This window comes from Pseudomonas sp. SDT291_1_S447, assembly GCF_054070155.1.
The window spans coordinates 1-20,143 of record NZ_JBSVXS010000045.1; the positions used below are offsets into that span (position 1 = coordinate 1).

General features: G+C 58.8%; 11 protein-coding genes. 3 read left to right on the top strand and 8 right to left on the bottom strand.

What is annotated here, in order from left to right:
- Positions 1-117 precede the first annotated feature (117 nt).
- A complete protein-coding gene (locus tag ACW9IR_RS15815; protein ID WP_053122869.1) occupies positions 118-1,338 on the bottom strand; it encodes an aspartate aminotransferase family protein in 1,221 nt (406 codons plus the stop codon).
- Between the two features lie 304 nt (positions 1,339-1,642).
- Here ACW9IR_RS15815 and ACW9IR_RS15820 point away from each other — a divergent pair, with 304 nt between their 5' ends.
- Positions 1,643-9,505, top strand: coding sequence for a dermonecrotic toxin domain-containing protein (locus ACW9IR_RS15820; protein WP_457464094.1), 7,863 nt, complete (start codon positions 1,643-1,645; stop codon positions 9,503-9,505).
- Between the two features lie 3 nt (positions 9,506-9,508).
- On the opposite strand, the gene argR is transcribed toward ACW9IR_RS15820, so the two are convergent.
- From argR to acs, 7 genes are all read right to left on the bottom strand, one after another.
- Complete coding sequence (argR, locus tag ACW9IR_RS15825) at positions 9,509-10,489, bottom strand: transcriptional regulator ArgR (RefSeq protein ID WP_007912706.1); 981 nt, start codon at positions 10,487-10,489, stop codon at positions 9,509-9,511.
- Positions 10,490-10,734: 245 nt separating this feature from the next.
- Positions 10,735-11,499, bottom strand: coding sequence for an ABC transporter ATP-binding protein (locus tag ACW9IR_RS15830; protein WP_007912705.1), 765 nt, complete (start codon positions 11,497-11,499; stop codon positions 10,735-10,737).
- A gap of 27 nt (positions 11,500-11,526) precedes the next feature.
- The gene (locus ACW9IR_RS15835) at positions 11,527-12,639 is read right to left on the bottom strand and encodes a M14 family metallopeptidase (RefSeq protein WP_457464097.1); all 1,113 of its coding nucleotides are present in this window, start codon (positions 12,637-12,639) and stop codon (positions 11,527-11,529) included.
- Between the two features lies 1 nt (position 12,640).
- A complete protein-coding gene (locus ACW9IR_RS15840) occupies positions 12,641-13,339 on the bottom strand; it encodes an ABC transporter permease (RefSeq protein ID WP_007912703.1) in 699 nt (232 codons plus the stop codon).
- Entirely contained in the window at positions 13,336-14,025 is a 690-nt protein-coding gene (locus ACW9IR_RS15845; RefSeq protein ID WP_007912702.1) for an ABC transporter permease, read from the bottom strand. Before ACW9IR_RS15845 ends, ACW9IR_RS15840 begins: the two co-directional genes overlap by 4 nt.
- 91 nt (positions 14,026-14,116) lie before the next feature.
- On the bottom strand, positions 14,117-14,890 hold the full coding sequence (locus tag ACW9IR_RS15850; protein WP_038366516.1) for an ABC transporter substrate-binding protein: 774 nt from the start codon (positions 14,888-14,890) through the stop codon (positions 14,117-14,119).
- 721 nt (positions 14,891-15,611) lie between these two features.
- Positions 15,612-17,567 (bottom strand): acetate--CoA ligase, encoded by a 1,956-nt coding sequence (gene acs, locus ACW9IR_RS15855; RefSeq protein ID WP_007912698.1) that lies wholly within the window; start codon positions 17,565-17,567, stop codon positions 15,612-15,614.
- A 454-nt stretch (positions 17,568-18,021) separates the two neighbouring features.
- On the opposite strand from acs, the gene ACW9IR_RS15860 reads away from it, so the two are divergent.
- Entirely contained in the window at positions 18,022-18,282 is a 261-nt protein-coding gene (locus ACW9IR_RS15860; RefSeq protein WP_008084846.1) for a DUF2790 domain-containing protein, read from the top strand.
- Between the two features lie 542 nt (positions 18,283-18,824).
- The gene (locus tag ACW9IR_RS15865) at positions 18,825-20,075 is read left to right on the top strand and encodes a ribonucleotide-diphosphate reductase subunit beta (RefSeq protein WP_008084848.1); all 1,251 of its coding nucleotides are present in this window, start codon (positions 18,825-18,827) and stop codon (positions 20,073-20,075) included.
- Positions 20,076-20,143 lie beyond the last annotated feature (68 nt).

A 20,143-nucleotide genomic window follows, 5' to 3' on the forward strand; every position in this document is an offset into this window, starting at 1 on the left:
AGAAACCAATGAGTCGACTGACATACCGCAATCGCGAGCAGGCTCACTCCTACAGTTGATCTGGTCCGGCATAAAATTTTGATCGACGCCTGAAAACTCCAGGCGCCGAAGGGTCTATCAGGCTTGCGTCAGTGCGGCGGCAGCGCGTTCGAAGCGGTCGAGACCGGCATCGATATCGGCGTCTTCCACCACCAGGCTCGGGGCGAAACGGATCACGTCCGGGCCGGCCTGCAGAATCATCAGGCCTTCTTTTTCAGCGGCGTTGAAGATGTCTTTGGCCTTGCCTTTCCAAGCTTCGCTCAATACACAACCGATCAGCAGACCGAGGCCACGCACCTGGGTGAACAGGCCGTACTTCTCGCCGATCTGCTCAAGGCGCGCCTTGAACTTGTCGTGCTTGGCGTTCACACCGTTCAGCACTTCTGGCGTGTTGATCACGTCGATCACCGCTTCAGCGACCGCGCACGCCAGCGGGTTGCCGCCGTACGTGGTGCCGTGAGTGCCGACGACCAGATGTTTGGCCAGCGCTTCGGTGGTCAGCATTGCCGCGATCGGGAAACCGCCGCCCAGGCTCTTGGCGCTGGTGAGGATGTCCGGGGTCACGCCGTAATGCTGGTAGGCGAACAGCTTGCCGCTGCGGCCCATGCCGGTCTGCACTTCGTCGAACACCAGCAGCGCGTTGTTCGCGTCGCACAGTTCGCGGGCACCTTGCAGGTAAGCCAGTTCGGCCGGCAGTACGCCGCCCTCACCCTGGATCGGTTCCAGCACGACCGCACAGGTCTTGTCGGAAACGGCGGCTTTCAGCGCCGCCAGGTCGTTGTAAGGAACGTGAGTGATACCGGTGATTTTCGGGCCGAAACCGTCGGAGTACTTCGACTGGCCACCGACGTTGACGGTGAACAGAGTACGGCCGTGGAAGCTGTTCAGCGCGGCGATGATTTCGTACTTCTCAGTGCCAAAGCGGTCGAACGCCACACGACGGGCCAGCTTGAACGCGGCCTCGTTGGCTTCAGCGCCCGAGTTGCAGAAGAACACGCGCTCGGCGAACGTGGCGTCGATCAGCTTGTGCGCCAGGCGCAGCGCTGGCTCGTTGGTGAACACGTTGGACACGTGCCACAGCTTGTTCGCTTGCTCGGTCAATGCACCGACCAGCGCCGGGTGCGCGTGGCCCAATACGTTAACGGCAATCCCGCCGGCGAAGTCGATCAGCTCGCGGCCGGCCTGATCCCAGACGCGGGAACCGGCGCCACGCACCGGAATGAAAGCGGCAGGCGCGTAGTTGGGAACCATTACCTGGTCGAAATCGGCGCGTTGTACCGCAGCGTGCTCAACGGACATCGGAGTCTCCTGATGAGGGCCACCCGCCTGAAACTGGCGAGCGATGGGGGGATTGTAAGGACAGTTTTCTGCCCGGCCTTGTCGCCAAGCGACAACTTCTTATAGCGCAAACCCCGGATTTTCACGGGTTTACGGCAATGCGACATATAGCGTCGCAAAGGCGCAGTTTAAACTGGCGCTGCCGATTTGCGGCAGGTCGGGAAGGATATCAACTCAATGCCCTTTCACCGGTATAAATATGTACCGCACTCGCTGTGCGTCGCTCTGTTTTGCTTGGCACTTTCCACCGCCAAGGATTGGCCCGATGTACCCGACCGCAGAGCAGCACACCGCCCCCCGCCAAATCGTCGACTCCCGACAGCCCGATGCTCATTACCTGCATCTCAAAGACAGCCTGCCCGAATGGCTGGGCAACGCCTCGCCAACCCGACGCAACGCCCTCAAGAACACACTTCCGGTGATGCCGCTGAAACTGCAGGGGCTGCCGGTCGCCCAGCATCAGGCGCTTAAAGCCCTCAATGCCGCCCACTGGTCGGCACAAAACGCTGTCGACCAACGGCTGGCCCACTTGCAGGATGCCCGAGCCTTCGCCGAGCCATTGCTCAAAGCCGCGCTCAAGGCCCAGTTCAATCTGGATCTGGATGTCAGAACCACGTTCCTGCACCTGTACATCCCGGTGACCACTCCGGTGTTCTCGATCAAGACCGGTGCCCGTACCTGGAAAGTGTCGTTGCTGGACGCTGCTTTGCATAACTTCGAGGAAAAGGAAACCGTGGACGATGCCTACGAGGCCGACTCCTCTTACATCACCTTCCCCACCAAGAGCGGCCGCCCCATCCTTGAGGAGAGCGTCGACTCGGCGCTCCCCGCTCAACCCTCGCTGAGTGACGTGTTCGACACCCTGCCCGGGATCAAGCAACAGATGAGCATCCCGGCGTTCACCAAGCTCTGTCGCACGCTGGATATCGGCGCGCAATACATGACCTATCTGGAAGACAACCTCGGAATCAGCGACGGGCAAACCGCCGCGGCCTTGCGCCAGCAAGTCGACAAAAGCCAGCAGGCCGGACTGAAAGCCGCCCTGCAATTTGCGCGCATGAGCGGCGACATCAGTGACAGCTGGTTTCGCACGATCAGCGCTCTGGCCGAAGGCATCCCGCATATGCGGATCAACGGCCATTCCGTGTTATGCCACAGCCTGACGATGATGGCCGCGCCGCTGGCCGACATTGTGCTTTTTGCGCCGCCAACCTATGAGCCGCGAAGTGCGGCCCGAGTGGTGGTCTATGTGCCGAACGACCCTGAGCACCCGATCAAGGAGTACACCTCATCGGCAGCCTTTGAAGTCGAGCTGACCCGCCAGTTGCGCTCCGCCGACTACCAGAACTTCTTCAGTCGTTTCATCAACCATGAACAGCGCGGCTTTTTCTTCTCCAGCCTGAACGCGCGGCTGAGCCGGGTCACGTGGCACCCACCGCAAGCCGGCAGTTCTGAAGCGCCCTGGCGAGACGAACCGTTGGACAAACCGAAATTTCAATTGAACCCGACACCGATCAGCGGCGAATTATGGGAACACCTTTATCAAGGCAAGTTGAACAAGATCCTTAACGACGCCGCAGTCATTGCCGTCGCCACCGCTGCGGTGGATTCAAAAGCGCGCTGGGCGCTATGGGATTCGTTCGTCGGCATCGCTTCGGCCGTTATACAGACCGCTGCGTTCATCATTGCGCCGTTCGTGCCGTTTCTGGGAGAGATGATGATGGCGTACATGGCCTATCAGTTTCTCGACGAAGTATTTGAAGGCATCGTCGAATGGGCACAAGGCCAGAACACCGAAGCGCTGGAACATCTGTTCGGTTGCCTGGAGTCGGCGGTCCAGCTCGGCGCATTTGCCGTCGGCGGTGGCATTGCCGTGAGCGAGTTTCGCAATGTGTTGCCCAAAGAGATTGTCGCCTTCATCGACCGCTTCAAACCGGTGAAGATGCCCGACGGCCAAACCCGCTACTGGGCACCGGATCTGGCCCGCTACGAACAGAAAAGCGCACCTGACCACTCGTCCACGCCGAATGGACTCGGGTTGCATCAGCATCAAGGGAAGCAAGTGCTGTCACTGGATGAAGCACATTTCGCCGTCACCGAAAGCCAGATTCCCGGCCAGTATCGAATTGACCATCCCACCCGCCCCGATGCCTACAAACCGCTACTTCGCCATAACGGCAACGGCGCCTGGCATACCGAGCTCGAACAGCCGCTGGAGTGGGATTCGCCTACGGCATTGCGACGAATCGGCCACACAATCGAAGCGTTCACTCCCGCTCAACGCGAGCGCATCCTTCAGGTCAGCGGCTTTGACCATGACGCCCTGCGCCTGATGCATGTCGATCAGGCGCCGTTGCCGCCATTGTTGGCCGACAGCATTACACGCTTCAGGATCGACCAGGATCTTCAACTGTTCATCGAACAGATGGCCAGCGAACTGCCTGAACAGCAACGTGCCGCCGACCCGCTGACGCAGTTGCAACTGCTCAGCGAATACGGTCGCTGGCCTGTCGGCAAACGCCTGCGCCTGACCGATCAGCAAGGTCTCGTCATTTGGCAGTCTGCAACCGACGAGACCTTGCCACTGACCGATATTCACCTGAACAATCTGCGCGACGGCGACGTTCTCAAAACGCTGCTGCAAACGCTCAACGAACAGGATGCCAAAGCGTTATCGGGCGAAACATTCGCCGGGCCGGATCTGTCGCTGGAGGTGCGCACCCGCAATTTGCGCCAGCAACTGCTGCAAGTCGCCAAAGCGCAGCGCGGGGTGTTGTTCGATGCTCGCTACCAGGCCATCGAAACGCCCGAAGACCCATTGATCACCTGCATCACGCAACATCAATCGACACTGCCCCTGCCCGTCACCCAGGAACTGCTCAACAGCGCCACCGGCGATGAGCTGCTGCAGATCAGCGAAGGTCAGTTGCCACAGCGTCAGCAAGACCTGATCCAGATCGCCACTGCCCAAGTACGCATCACGCGTGCTTATGAAGGACTGGAGCTGGACTCGACAAGCAATCCGGACACCGACACGCTGGTCCTGCACAGCCTCCGGAACTTGCCCGGCTGGAGCGGTGACGTGCGCCTGGAGATCCGCGATGAGCACTACGCAGGCGCACTGCTCGACAGCACCGGCCGTGTCGATGCCCCATCGCAAAAAGTCCTGGTCAGGCACACCGATGGTCGCTACCAGCCGTTCGATGACCGCGGCCAGCAATTGCACGCGGTCGCGGATATTTACTCGAGCATCCTCTACGCCCTGCCGGACACTGAACGCCAGGCCCTGAACCTGCAGATTGACCAGGCGCCACAATTGAAAAGTGCAATACGTGCCCGACCGCTGGATCGCGCGAATCTGCGCGTGGCGATTTCTTTGCCCCCTGCGCCAGAGACACAGCTGGAAACCCTGCGCCTGGTGGGGCGCGGCGGTCATCAGCCAACGTTTGGTCTGCCTGAAGCCTATCTGCCGCCCGGCGGCCTCGCAGAACCCGCTCCGCTGGAACCTGTTCAGGTGACCTATCGCGGCTACACCGCCCAGGAGGCCGAGGACTTTGCGCTCAGTTTCAACGAGGATCCGGTCGCCATCAGAAACGAACTGGCGCGCCTGAGAGGCGAACTCGGCCAGCTTCAAGATGATCTGCGTCTGTGGGAGCAGCAGGTGCCGGCGAACAACCCCGCCACCGGCCTCCCTTTGACGGCGATTGAACGGCGAGCGGCAAGGCAAAGCCGAACCAATCTGAGGATCGACCTCGAACGCTGCTGGCGCAGAGAATTACGCAGCTCTGCCGGTTACATCCTGCAGATCAGGGACCCGATCATTGGCGATCTGCCTGTGCTGAACGCCGATTTCAGCCATGTCATCTTGCTGAGCATCAATGGTAGCGCTCGCACCGGTGCCGTCGACGGGTTTCTGCAGCGATTCCCGCGACTGATGTACCTGGACATCCAGAACCTGAACGTGCCGAACCTGCCGCCCGTCATCAGCACGATGTCGAGGCTGCGAAATCTGACCGTGCGTAACTGCGGCATAGTGCTGCCGGCCGACAGCCGCTCGCTGTTTTCGCCGCTGTCCGAACTGCAGGTGCTGGACCTGCAGGGCAACCGTCTGGGCGCCACACCCGATGTGCACGCCATACCTTCGTTGCGCTACATCAATCTCGACAACACGAACATCACCACGCTGCCGGACGGTCTGCTCAATCATCCACGACTGGCTACCGGCAGGTTCGACGGCAATCGGATCGTGGATATTCCCGAGGCTTATTTCGACCTGTCTGCGGTGTTGAGCGATGGCTTCAGCTTTGCCAACAATCCCTTGTCTGCCGTCAGCCGCGAGCGGGCGAAAATCTACTACCAGCGAACCTCAAAACACTTCGGCATCTTGCCGGAACGAGCCGATTTGAATCGGGCCATGAACCTCTTTCCCGTACTCGACACCGAGCGCGCCACTGAACTGCTCTACCGATTGCCCGGAACACTGGTTGACGGTCGCGCCCGGCTAGCCCTCTGGGAAACCGAACTCCACCAAATGCAAAACGACCTCGCGCAATGGACCAATAACGTTCCTGACGTTCACCCCGAAACCGGCCTGGCGTTGACCATGAGCGAACGGGTAAATGAGCGTCTGGCCCGACAAGGATTCAGCATCAAACTCGAACAGTTCTGGCGCGAAAGATCTCCGGCAACCCCGAGCCTGCGCAACAGTCGCCTGCAAGCGAGCGTCGAGTTCATCGGCGATATGCCGGTGCTCGAAGCAGACTTCGCTCACGTTGGCGAATTGTTGCTCGATGGCAACAAGAACGTTTCGGCCCTGCTGCCCTTTCTGCAACGTTTCCAGAATCTGACCCAACTTGAACTGAGTTTTTTTGACCTGGAATCCGGCACATTGTCATCCATCGATGCGCAGCAACTGGTCATATTGCGGCTGAAGGATTGCGGGGTGGTGAACACCCCGCAAAATCAGGCAGCGCTGACTGCCATGAACCAGTTGCAAATACTCGAATTGCGCGGCAACCCCCTCGGAACCCTTTTTGATCTGAATCTGCTGCCCTCGCTCAAATATCTGGACGTCTCCGATACAGGCCTGCGCGAGCTTCCACCCGGCATCACCGACCATCCCCGCCTGAGATCGGCACTGTTCAGCGAGAACAACATCAGCGAAATGCCCGACGCCCTGTTCGAGCTCCCGGCCGACCGCAGCGACGGCATTGATCTGGCCGATAATCCGCAACTCTCGCTGGCCACCCGTGAACGGATAAAAACCTACTACCGCCGAACCGGGCAGGATTTCGACGTACTCGCGAATCCTGCAGACATCACCCTGGCGCGCGAACTGTTCCCGGCGCTCGACACCGTCGAGGCCAGTGAAGTGATCTATGACCTGCCCGGCACCCTGGCAGACGGCAGGACTCAGCTCTACACCTGGAAAACAGAGCTGGAAGGGCTCAAACGCGACCTTCGCGCATGGGCCCTTCAGGTACCGCAACACGATCCCGTGACCGGTGCGGCGATCGATGCCATCGAGATGTACAACAACTACACGGCACGGTCGGAATTCGCTCAACGACTGCAGAGTTTCTGGCAGAGCCGATCGAGCACATCCAGCATGCGCGAGGATCATTTCTTTACCAATCTGGCCTTCAGCGGAAACATGCCACGGCTGACGGCGGACTTCAGCCATGTCTCAACGCTGAACCTGATAGGCACGCCAGCCATTGGTGAGATCGCCTCCTTCATTGACCGGTTTCCCAACCTGCACGTTCTGGAAATGCGCAACTTCGCACTGGGGCAGGTCCCGGCCAACCTTGCGCGCCTGTCAGAGCTCAGGGAACTGACACTGTCCAGTTGCGGTATCACCTTCACACCTGAAGCGCAGACGTTGCTGCAATCGTTGAGTGAACTTGAACGGCTGAACCTGAGCCATAACACGCTGGTGCAGGTTCCCGATCTGGCGGGGCTGCCGATGCTCAATGATATTCGCTTGATCAACACCGGCCTGGCCAACGTGCCCAATGGCCTGGCCACTCACTCGAACCTGCGCACTGCGCTGCTCAACGACAACGCGATCACGGATCTGCCGGAATCCTTTTTCACGATGGACATCGATCTGGCTGACGGCATCAATCTGGCCAAAAACCCGTTGTCCACCGCTACGCGTGATCGCATCAAGGCGCACTACGCGGCCATTGGTTACGACTTCGGCGTACTTCCCGATCTCGCCGACATCACCACAGCACAGCAATTGTTTCCTGACCTGGACATCGAAGATATCACTCATGTGATCTATGAATTACCCGGAACACTGGCAGACGGCAGCGCTCAACTGGCGCACTGGGAGATGGAAATCACGCAGATGGTCAGCGACCTTGCCGAATGGTCCGACCGTGCTCCGGCAGGCCCTTTGGGGTTGAACATGATCGCGGCTGACCGAGCCACGCAACGGTTTGAGCGCCGAGCGTTCAGTCGGCAACTGGAACACTTCTGGCGTAGTCGACAAAACAGCAAAACAGAACTCAGGCTCAATGCGTTCGACGCCAATCTGCGGGTGATCGGCGATCTGCCGACGCTGGCGGCCGACTTCAGCCATGTCACCCAACTAACCTTGCAGGGCAACGAAGCGCTGTCCGGCACCGAGGGGTTCCTGAGCTGCTTTAGCGGACTTGAGGCACTGGAAATGCGCGGTTTTGCCTTGGGTCAAGTACCCCTGGCCCTGTCTCGTATGCCCAAACTGAAAACACTGGTATTGAGCAACTGTGGCGTTGCTCTGGAAGAAGCCGGGCAAGCTGCGTTGTCCTCGCTGTCCCGACTGACCATGCTGGATATGTACAACAACCCACTGGGCGACACCCCTGACGTTTCTGCATTGAGAGCACTGACGTTTATCGACCTCTCCAGAACCGGGATCGAGCAGATTCCCCCCGGCCTGCTCGAATTGCCGGTACTGGAAACCGCGATCCTTCATCAAAACCGCATCAGCGTGCTGCCAGAGGCACTTTTTCAGCTGTCCCCGGACGCCAGCAATGGTTTTGACTTGAATCAGAACCCACTGTCGCCGGCCATGCGCGAGCGGATAAAAACCCACTGGCAAGCACAGGGCATTAATTTTGGCGTTTCTGTCCCGCAGGAAAACAGCCTGCTGGCCCGCGAGTTGTATCCGCATCTGACCGATTCGCGGCTCGACGAACTGGTTTACAGCCTGCCCGGCACACTGGCCGACGGGCACCTTGAACTGATACGCCGACGCGGCGAACTGGCGTCCCTGATCAGTGATCTCGAAACCTGGACCACACAGACTCCAGTCGATCCCGTCAGCAATGCCCCGCTGCCCCCCGAAACCTTGCTGCAGGAGCGCGAACGCCGGGAACAATTCAAGACAAGCCTGGAGTATTGCTGGCGCCGAATCGTCACCGCAGGTCAAAGCGAAATCAGTTTCACCTCGAACCTGCCGATCATCGGTGAGCTGCCGACGCTGTCCGCTGACTTCAGCCACATACGTGCACTGAACCTGACGAGCAGCAGCTTCACATCGCCTCGTCTCGGTCGATTCCTCGAACGCTTTGCCAACCTGCACGCACTTGCCATAGAAGGCTACCAACTGGGGGACATTCCCTACGCGGTTGCAGCCATGGAAAACCTGACGGAACTGAGCCTGATCGACTGCCGCGTCACCCTTACCGAGGACACCGCGAATGCATTGCGCAACATGATCAATCTCAATCGACTGAACTTGAGCAACAACAGGCTGGGCCGAGTCCCCGACCTCAGTCAGATGACGGCACTGGCCAGACTGGATCTGAACAACACGGGACTGACAGACATACCGCCGGGTTTATTCAGTAGCGCGCGCCTTGATAATGCCAACCTGGGCAACAACGGCATCAGCGAATTGCCCATCGAAATCATGGACGCCGACACTACCGATTTCGACTTCAACGGCAATCCGCTATCCCCGACCAGTCAGCAAACCCTCAATGTTTACCACAGCAGAAGGGCTGCGCGATTGGCGCTGACGCGAAGAACCCGACAGGAATTCGACGCGTTCGAGGACGACTCGTTTTCCAGTGGCGCCGAAGCCAGGCCGTACATCGACTCTTCGGGAAGCTCCGCTGAGCTGGTCGTCGACTAGGGGTTAGCCGCGCTCAGGCGGCACCGACGACAATTCGAACGGGCTGCTGCTGCGCCGCTGGTTGCGATCTTCCCGCGGCGTGGCACCGAAGAAATTGCGATAGGCGCTGGAGAAATGCGGCCCCGAAGAGAAACCACAAGACAGGCCGATCTGGATGATCGACTTGCTGGTCTGCATCAACATCTGCCGGGCCTTGTTCAGGCGCAGTTCCAGGTAGTACTGGCTCGGCACACGGTTGAGGTATTGCTTGAAGATCCGTTCCAACTGACGACGGGATACGCACACGTGTTGGGCGATTTCGTCGGTGGTCAGCGGTTCTTCGATATTGGCTTCCATCAGCAACACCGCCTGGGTGAGCTTCGGATGACTGGAACCGAGACGGTTCTGCAACGGGATGCGCTGACGCTCGCCGCCCTCGCGGATGCGCTCAACGACCAGCTCTTCCGAGACCGCGCCGGCCAGTTCTGCACCGTGATCGCGAGCCAGCACCGCCAGCAACAGATCGAGCACGGACATGCCGCCACACGCGGTCAGGCGATCGCGATCCCAGTCGAACAGATGGCTGGTGGCGATGACTTTCGGGAAACGCTCGGCGAAATCGTCCTGCCAGCGCCAGTGCACGGCGGCGCGATAACCGTCGAGCAAACCGAGTTGCGCCAAGGGATAAACGCCAGCGGACAAACCGCCGATGACGGTACCCGCACGCACCAGTTGCTTGAGCGCACTGCTGAGTGCCGGCGCCAACGTGGTCGGCGGCTCGTCAGCGAGCAGAAACAGTTTCTGGAAATTTTCGAGCTTGCCCGCCCATGCCTCGCCGGGCAATTGCCAGGCGCCTTCGGCCGGAGGCTCGGCTTGCAGGAACGACAGTTCGTAAACCACGTCCGGGTGCACCCGCTGAGCAACACGCAAGGCTTCCTCCGCCAGCGCCAGCGTCAACGCTTTAGTGCTGGGCCAAATCAGGAAACCAATTCGATGGGCAGTCATGGGCGGGCAATCCGAAACGAAGAACAGTGATGAAGGCATGGGCCAATGCTAGCCCGTAAATGAACACAAATCTTGGAACCAACACCGATCCATTGTGGGAGCGAGCTTGCTCGCGAAGGCGGTGTATCAGTCAACATCGTTGCTATCTGAACTACCGCTTTCGCGAGCAAGCTCGCTCCCACAGGGGATTTTGGTCAGTCTCTAGGTCGCGAAGCATGACCTAATCTGGTGCATAACGGCAGCGATTACTTGAGGCTGCCCGAGAGGAATTGTTGCAAACGTTCAGACTGCGGATTAACCAGCACTTCACGCGGGTTGCCGCTTTCTTCCACCACACCTTTGTGCAGGAACACCAACTGGTTCGACACTTCACGGGCGAAGCCCATTTCGTGGGTTACCACAACCATGGTGCGACCTTCCTGAGCCAGCGCTTGCATGACTTTCAGCACGTCACCCACCAGTTCCGGGTCGAGGGCCGAGGTCGGTTCGTCGAACAGCATCACCTCTGGCTCCATCGCCAGTGCACGAGCGATCGCCACGCGCTGCTGCTCGCCACCGGACATGTGCCCCGGGAAGGCGTCTTTACGATGGGCCACGCCGACCTTGTTCAGGTAGTACTCGGCTTTTTCGCGCGCTTCGTACTTGGGTACGCCGAGCACGTGAACCGGCGCTTCCATGATGTTTTCAATCGCGGTCATGTGCGACCACAGGTTGAAATGCTGGAACACCATCGACAGGCGCGAACGCATGCGTTGCAGTTGCTTTGGATCAGCGGCTTTCAACGCACCGTCCTTGTTCGCCACCAGTTTCAGCTCTTCGTTGTTGAGCAGAATCTTGCCCGCGTGCGGCTGCTCGAGCAGGTTGATGCAGCGCAGGAAAGTACTTTTGCCGGAGCCACTGGAGCCGATGATGCTGATCACATCGCCGGCTGCCGCTTTCAGGGACACGCCCTTGAGCACTTCGTGACTGCCATAGCGTTTATGCAGGTCTTGGACTTCAAGTTTGTACATGCGGTCGGTTCTCACAAAAACAGTCAGTCAGTCGTTGAGCAAGCGCCCGTGACGCAGCGCTTCGCGCCCCGCCACCTTGGCCAGCCAGAAACCGGGTTGGGCATAACGCAGCCGTTCAATGGCAAACAGCACCCCGGAGGTACCAGCACACACCGTGCTGACCCGATCGGACAGAGGATCAATCACTTCAAAAATCTCGTCGCCTGCCTCGACCCACTCGCCGGGCTTGCGCAGAAAACTCACCACGCCCGGATGCGGCGCGAACAGCAACTCGGTGCCTTCGAACGGCATGCCTTCACAGGCTTCGTGCGCCGGGTTCGGCCACTCGCCAGTGATCAAGCCTTGCTCGGCGAGGAACGCGAGAATGCCTTCAGCATACGCCTCCGCTTCGGCGCGACCGGTGTCGGCCTGACCGCCCAGCTCAATGGTCGTTGCCAGACACGCCAGCGGAATCTGCGCATCGGGGAACTGCCGCGACAGACGCAGCCACGGCAACGAGCAGGCTTCATCGAACGAACTGCCGCCGGAATCTTCCGCCAGCAATCCGACCTTCACATTCAGGTGCGCAGCCAGCGAACGCCACTGTGGCCAGTGCTGCGGCAGCGCGTACATGTGCAGCGCGGCTTCGGCATCGCAATGCAAGTCGAGCACCACATCGGCGGTGCAGGCATGGCTGAGCAACACGCGCTGCATGCCTTGCAACTGGCTGCTCGCCTCCGGCAATGCCGCCAAATGATCGGCCATGGCCTGACGAATCAGGCGCACATTGGCATGCGGATCATCACCGAGGCTGTCGGCCAATGCGGCCGCAACCGGCGCGCTCAGCTCGACGAAGTCGCGGTTGAAATTCTTGCCGCTGCCCGCCTCGAAACGGCCTTGGTGATTGCCTTGCAGCAACTGCCCAAGACCCAACGGGTTGGCGACCGGCACCAGCTCGATGACACCGTTGAGCAAGCCTTTGGCTTCGAGTTCGCCGAGGCGCTTTTTCAGCCCCCAGGCGGTGCGCATGCCCGGCAATTCGTCAGCGTGCAGGCTGGCCTGAATGTAGGCCTTGCGCTCGCCATGCCCGAAGCGGAACACCGAAATCTTGCGCTCGCTGCCCAGATGGCTCCACGGCAATACGTGGTCAATGCGTTGCATATCAGTGCTTCCGCGGGGCCAGGTAGCTCAACCAGCGACGCTCGGCCAGTTTGAACAGTTTGACCAGAATGAACGTCAGGCACAGGTAGAACACGCCAGCGGTGATGTACGCCTCGAACGGCAGATAGAACTGCGCGTTGACGGTACGTGCCGCGCCGGTGATGTCGATCAAGGTCACGATGGAGGCCAGACTGGTGGTCTGCAGCATCATGATCACTTCGTTGCTGTACTGCGGCAGTGCCCGGCGCAGGGCCGATGGCAGCAGGATGCGCTTGTACAGTTTGAAGCGCGACATGCCCATGGCCTTGGCCGCTTCGATCTCACCGTTCGGCGTGGCCTTGAGGCTGCCGGCAATGATTTCAGCGGTGTAGGCGCTGGTGTTGACCGCGAACGCCAGACACGCACAGAACGTTGCGCTGGACAGCCACGGCCACAAGAAGCTTTCGCGTACTGCTTCGAACTGCGCCAGACCGTAGTAGATCAGAAACAGTTGCACCAGCATCGGCGTGCCACGGATCACGTAGGTGTAAAGCCACGCGGCGCCGTTGACGACCGGGTTCTTCGAGACGCGCATCAGCCCCAGCGGCAGGGCCGCGAGCAGACCGAAAAACAGCGACAGCGCGAGCAGTTTGAGGGTGGTCAGCAGGCCGCCGAGGTACAGCGGCATGGCCTCCCAAATGACGTTGTAGTCGAAGATCATAGATCAGCCGCCCTTACGCCTACCGAGTAGCGCTTCTCAAGTTGACGCAGGATCAGCAACGAAACACTGGTGATCACCAGGTACATCGCCGCCACTGCGAGGAAGAAGGTGAAAGGCTCGCGAGTGGCATCTGCCGCCTGCTTGGCCTTGAACATCATGTCTTGCAGACCGACCACGGAAATCAGCGCGGTGGCCTTGGTCAGTACCAGCCAGTTGTTGGTGAAGCCCGGAATCGCCAGGCGAATCATCTGCGGCACCATCACCCGGAAGAACACCTGAAAACTGCTCATGCCGTACGCCATGCCCGCTTCGGCCTGACCTTTGGGAATGGCCATGAACGCGCCACGGAAGGTTTCCGACAAGTACGCACCGAAGATGAAACCGAGGGTGCCGATACCGGCGGCCAGCGGATTCAGATCGATGTAGTCGTCATAGCCGAGCATCGGTGCGACGCGGTTGAGCAAGTCCTGACCGCCGTAGAAGATCAGCAGGATCAGCACCAGATCGGGAATCCCGCGGATCACCGTGGAATACAGATCGCCCAGCCAGGCCAGCCAGCGCACCGGCGACAGGCGCAACGCGACACCGATCAGCCCGAGAACGATGGCCAGAGCCATGGACGACAAGGCGAGCTGAAGCGTCAGCCATGCGCCATCGAGGATGACAGCCCCGTAGCCTTTCAACATGATTCAGGTCCTCGAAAGTTGGGATGAAAAAATGGCGCAAACCGCAGAGATCCTGTTGCTTGCGCCATTTCGGACTTGTCGCAGAGACGTCTTACTTACCGTAGATATCGAAGGCGAAGTACTTGTCCTGGATTGCCTTGTATTTGCCGTTTTCGCGGATGGCCGCGATGGCAGCGTTGATCTTGTCTTTCAGGGCGTCGCCCTTACGCACTGCGATGCCTACGCCGTCGCCGAAGTATTTGACGTCGGTGAACGCGGGGCCTGCAAATGCGAAACCTTTGCCGGCGTCGGTGTTCAGGAAGCCGTCTTGCAGCAGGGTGGCGTCAGCCACGGTACCGTCGAGACGACCGGCGGCCACGTCGAGGTAGATTTCGTTCTGCGAGCCGTACGGCTTGATCTCGGCGCCCAGTGGAGCCAGAACTTCGCGGGCGAAACGCTCGTGGATCGAACCACGTTGTACGCCGATGTTCTTGCCCTTCAGCTCAGCCAGACCTTCGCTGACCTGAGTACCGGCCTTCATGACCAGACGTGCCGGGGTGTTGTAGTACTTGTTGGTGAAGTCGACCGACTTCTTGCGATCTTCAGTGATCGACATCGACGACAGGATCGCGTCGATCTTGCGCACTTTCAGTGCCGGGATCAGACCGTCGAACTCTTGCTCGACCCACACACACTTGACCTGCATCTGCTCGCACAGAGCGTTGCCGATGTCGTAGTCGAAACCGACGATGCTGCCATCCGGTGCTTTCGAGGCGAACGGAGGGTAAGCCGCTTCGATACCGATCTTCAGAGGTTTTTCGTCAGCGAAGGCGTTCATCGACAGCACGGACAGTGCCAGGGCGCCAAGCAGCACAAGTTTCTTCATCTTGGGACTCCATCGGTAAAGGGCAAAAACGGCAGAGTGAGCGACAGCCCAATATGCGAATGGGTGAATCGGGAAATCGGTTGCTGCATCGGTGGGAAATTTCCCTTCAAAACCGTGGGAGGTTTCAACGTTAGCCACGATGAGCGAGTGATCGGCATTCTAACGACAGGCCGGAAGCCGATATTTCTTCAATGCGACAACTAATTACAGATGCACAGAGAAAGCGACTTTGGCACATTGACAGCCCTGCAATTTCATGCGAGAGCGAGAGACAGTGAACCGATCTATGCTGCAAATTGCGGGCCTATTATTCGCAAACCCTTCTAATCCGGCAAGCGCAGCGTGGTGTCTTATTTTTCACCGGGGGTTTAGAGGCTCTAAAACGGGGCAATGCGTTTCCCTTCGCCCCGCTCCGGGGCGGGCGGTTACACATTCGGTTACGTGAAAGGCGGCGGGTAACAGCGGGAAATGTCTTACGGGGGAGATCGATAATTATTGGTTGGGTGTTTCCGGTTTCTGGCAGTGGGCTACACCGGTGTCTGACAGATTGCTATCGCGAGCAGGCTCACTCCCACAGGGATCTGCATTTTGTCTGAAGGTACTCGGTCAAACTGTGGGAGCGAGCTTGCTCGCGAAGAGGCCAGCCCAGTCACCACAAAACCTCCAGACACAAAAAAGCCCCGCCCGGCAAAACCGGACAGGGCTCCTATGCTTCTAACGCTTAAGCAACATTCATCGTCTTGTGCGTATCAATCAAATGCTGCACCACACCCGGATCCGCCAGCGTCGAGATATCCCCCAACCCGTCATATTCCGCCGTGGCAATCTTGCGCAGAATGCGGCGCATGATCTTGCCCGAACGGGTCTTCGGCAGCCCCGGTGCCCACTGGATCACGTCCGGCGACGCAATCGGCCCGATCTCCTTGCGCACCCAGTTCTTCAGCTCCAGACGCAGTTGCTCGGTCGGCTCCTCACCATTCTTCAACGTGACATAGACATAAATGCCCTGCCCCTTGATGTCATGCGGCACACCCACCACCGCCGCCTCGGCGACTTTCGGATGCGCAACCATCGCGCTCTCGATCTCGGCCGTGCCCATACGGTGGCCGGACACGTTGAGCACGTCATCGACACGCCCGGTGATCCAGTAGTAACCATCGGCATCACGGCGCGCGCCGTCACCGGTGAAATACATGCCACGGAACGTCTTGAAGTAGGTATCAACGAAACGATCGTGATCGCCATACAGCGTGCGCGCCTGACCTGGCCACGAATCGAGAATCACCAGATTGCCTTCAGCCTCGCCCTCGATGATGTTACCGAGGTTGTCGACCAGCGCCGGCACCACACCAAAGAACGGACGTGCCGCCGAACCCGGCTTCAGCGCGTGCGCACCCGGCAACGGGCTCATCATGTTGCCGCCGGTTTCGGTCTGCCACCAGGTATCGACGATCGGGCAACGCGACTTGCCGACATTCTTGTAGTACCAGTCCCAGGCTTCCGGGTTGATCGGCTCACCGACCGAACCGAGCAGACGCAGGCTGCTGCCATCCGCGCCCTCAACCGCGGCTTGACCCGAGGCCATCATTGCGCGGATCGCGGTCGGTGCGGTGTAGAGGATGTTGACCTTGTGCTTGTCGACAATCTTCGCCACCCGGGTGATGTCCGGGTAGTTCGGCACGCCTTCGAACAGCAGCGTGGTCGCGCCATTGGCCAGCGGGCCGTAGACGATGTAGCTGTGGCCGGTGACCCAGCCGACATCGGCGGTGCACCAGTAGACTTCGCCCGGACGGTAGTCGAACACGCGCTCGTGGGTCATCGCCGCGTACAGCAGATAACCGCCGGTGGTGTGCTGCACGCCCTTCGGCTTGCCGGTCGAGCCGGAGGTATAAAGGATGAACAGCGCTTCTTCCGCGCCCATCTCTTTCGGCGCGCAGACGGTGCCCGCCACTTTCATCAGGTCTTCGTACCAGATGTCGCGATGCTGGTTCCACTTGATGTCGCCACCGGTGCGCTTGCAGACGATGACTTTCTGGATGCTGCTGGTTTCCGGGTTGGTCAGTGCGTCGTCGACGTTAGCCTTGAGGGAAATCTTCTTGCCGGCGCGAATGCCTTCGTCAGCGGTGATCACCACTTTCGATTTGCAGTCGATGATGCGACCGGCCAGGGCTTCCGGCGAGAAACCGCCGAACACCACCGAGTGAATCGCGCCGATTCGGGTGCAGGCCAGCATGGCGACCACGGCTTCGGGAATCATCGGCATATAAATGGTCACTACGTCACCGCGGTGCACGTCCTGACCACGCAGGGCGTTGGCCAGTTTGCACACTTGTTCGTGCAGTTCGCGGTAAGTGATGTTGCGGCTCTCGGAAGGATCGTCACCTTCCCAGATGATCGCGACTTGATCGCCGCGCTCGGCCAGATGACGGTCGAGGCAGTTGTAGGAAACGTTCAAGGTGCCGTCGGCGAACCACTTGATGTCAACATGGTGATCGTCGAACGACGTCTGTTTCACCGTGGTGAAAGGTTTGATCCAGTCGAGACGCTTGGCTTGCTCGCGCCAGAAACCGTCAGGGTTGACGACCGACTGCTGGTACATGGCTTTGTAGGTCGCCTCGTCAGTCAGCGTGTTAGCCAGAACCTCGGGACGAACGGGATACAGAGAAGCCGCACTCATCTTTCCTACCTCGGTGTAATAGTTGTTTTTGTATGACCCTGTTGTAACGGGGCGGGGGCCATAGAACCATTCGACGATGGTAGTAACAAGCCCCTACAAATCCTCCACCTACCCCGCACGCAGATCTCCCAAACATCCCCAATCCCCTGTGGGAGCTTGCCTGCAAGCGAATCAGACACCTCGGTCCCCCAGACAAACCACCCGGTTATCAATCCCCATCTCAAGGGATTGTTACCAAATCTGCCAAAGGTGTTTATCAAAACCCGCTCTGTTTACCCCCGCCCCATCCCCCTAAAATTCACCTCGCCAACAAGGCAAACGCGATTAACAACGATACAGCCCCCACGAAGGCCGTTAATCCAGCTCTCAAGTAATAACTGCAAACGATGAAGTTACACACGCAACCCTAAAAAGGTTGCGTGACCCCACTCGACCTCAAAAAGGTAAATCTGAAATGAAAGCTTTATTGGTTCTGGCCCTCAGCAGTCTGTGCGCAACCGCCATGGCAGATGAGGTCCCGACTGATGTCGCACAGCAACAACCGGTGATCGAGGAATACACTTACTCCACTCACCTGGACATCGCCAACGTTGTATCGATGAGTGAAATTCCCAACGTCTGCGAAGTAGTACCGGCAAAAATGGAGTACGACGACTCCAAGGGCCAGCGCCACATCCTGCGTTACAGCGTCATGGGCAACGGCTGCACCAATTGATGATTCGAGACTGCACCGAATTGGATCTCTCAGCGCTTCATTGAGGGTCGATTCCAGCCCGACTTCGGTCGGGCTCAGTTGTGTTTGAAGCCGGCAAAAATGCTTGCAAAACACTAGATGTAGTGAAAAACCGGGTTTTTTGTTCGTTTTTTGAGCAAATTCACAATGGCGAGATTTTTACGAAAAAAAATCTTCCCCCGGCAAAGCCCTGTAAACCCTCACTCTCGTCGAAAAACCACCCTCCTCGACCGCTCCATGCGCGGATTCGCCTCAGCACAGCCGTGTTTTTTTCCCTATAATGCCGCCCCATACGGGTCAGCAATATTCCCTTACAGGGAGCAAAAGCCATTCTGAAGCCCCGCAGCAGCGTTCAACGCTGATTGCGCCCATCAGAGGCTCTCGGAACCCGTCAAAATTTCTGTTTATTTGCCTGCGTGCATCGCTGCAAAAAACGACATCCAACGCGGTCTGTACGACCGTGTGAAAAACCAACCAATCAGGTTTCACACGGGCACAGGCCCTCACGCAGGAGACGACACGTCATGCTGAGCTGGGACGAATTCGACAAAGAAGACAGTGAAGTAGCAACCGTGAAAGGCGCCAACGCCGGCCACGCTACTGAAGCCAACATGGACCGCCTCGACAACGCTGGCGGTGCCGCCGCGATCGAAGCTCGCGCCGTGACCGCCGACGACTCGGCCGCTGTCGCCCGCGCCAAGGCTGCACTGAACTCCCTCGACGTCGCCGAAGGCCTCGCCGAACTCGAAGGCGCCTCCGCCCGTGTCGCCGTTGACGAAAAGCGCATGATCAACTGCCGCGCCGACCTCAACCAACTCGTGCCATTCAAGTACGACTGGGCCTGGCAGAAATATCTGGACGGTTGCGCAAACCACTGGATGCCGCAAGAAGTCAACATGACCGCCGACATCGCCCTCTGGAAAGACCCGGAAGGCCTGACCGACGACGAGCGCCGCATCGTCATGCGCAACCTCGGCTTCTTCTCCACCGCCGACTCCCTGGTTGCCAACAACCTGGTCCTGGCCGTGTACCGCCTGATCACCAACCCGGAATGCCGCCAGTACATCCTGCGCCAGGCCTTCGAAGAAGCGATCCACACCCACGCCTACCAGTACTGCATCGAATCGCTGGCCATGGATGAAGGCGAAATCTTCAACATGTACCACGAGATCCCATCGGTCGCGAAAAAAGCAGCCTGGGGCCTGAAGTACACCCGTTCGATCTCCGATCCGAAGTTCGAAACCGGCACCCCGGACACCGACAAAGAGTTGCTGCGCAACCTGATCGCCTACTACTGCGTTCTGGAAGGCATCTTCTTCTACTGCGGCTTCACTCAAATCCTGTCCATGGGCCGCCGCAACAAAATGACCGGCGTCGCCGAGCAGTTCCAATACATCCTGCGCGACGAATCCATGCACCTGAACTTCGGCATCGACGTGATCAACCAGATCAAAATCGAAAACCCGCATTTGTGGGATGCTGAGATGAAAGAAGAAGCGACCCAGATGATTCTGCAGGGTACGCAGCTGGAGATCGAATACGCGCGCGACACCATGCCTCGCGGGGTGTTGGGTATGAACGCGGCGATGATGGAGGACTACCTGAAGTTCATCGCTAACCGTCGTTTGTCGCAGATTGGTTTGAAGGAAGAGTACCCAGGGACGACTAACCCGTTCCCTTGGATGAGCGAGATTATGGACTTGAAGAAAGAGAAGAATTTCTTTGAGACACGGGTTATTGAGTATCAGACTGGTGGGGCGTTGAGCTGGGATTAATAGTCTCGCTCGGCATGATTTGACGATTGCTGCCTGAGTCGACAAGTCGAGAAAGCAAAAAGCCCCGA

Coding starts and splice junctions, on each gene's coding strand:
- ACW9IR_RS15845 (WP_007912702.1), bottom strand. CDS start 14,025: ATGTTGAAAGGCTACGGGGCTGTCATCCTCGATGGCGCATGGCTGACG.
- ACW9IR_RS15835 (WP_457464097.1), bottom strand. CDS start 12,639: ATGCAACGCATTGACCACGTATTGCCGTGGAGCCATCTGGGCAGCGAG.
- ACW9IR_RS15850 (WP_038366516.1), bottom strand. CDS start 14,890: ATGAAGAAACTTGTGCTGCTTGGCGCCCTGGCACTGTCCGTGCTGTCG.
- ACW9IR_RS15865 (WP_008084848.1), top strand. CDS start 18,825: ATGCTGAGCTGGGACGAATTCGACAAAGAAGACAGTGAAGTAGCAACC.
- ACW9IR_RS15830 (WP_007912705.1), bottom strand. CDS start 11,499: ATGTACAAACTTGAAGTCCAAGACCTGCATAAACGCTATGGCAGTCAC.
- ACW9IR_RS15815 (WP_053122869.1), bottom strand. CDS start 1,338: ATGTCCGTTGAGCACGCTGCGGTACAACGCGCCGATTTCGACCAGGTA.
- argR (WP_007912706.1), bottom strand. CDS start 10,489: ATGACTGCCCATCGAATTGGTTTCCTGATTTGGCCCAGCACTAAAGCG.
- ACW9IR_RS15860 (WP_008084846.1), top strand. CDS start 18,022: ATGAAAGCTTTATTGGTTCTGGCCCTCAGCAGTCTGTGCGCAACCGCC.
- ACW9IR_RS15820 (WP_457464094.1), top strand. CDS start 1,643: ATGTACCCGACCGCAGAGCAGCACACCGCCCCCCGCCAAATCGTCGAC.
- acs (WP_007912698.1), bottom strand. CDS start 17,567: ATGAGTGCGGCTTCTCTGTATCCCGTTCGTCCCGAGGTTCTGGCTAAC.
- ACW9IR_RS15840 (WP_007912703.1), bottom strand. CDS start 13,339: ATGATCTTCGACTACAACGTCATTTGGGAGGCCATGCCGCTGTACCTC.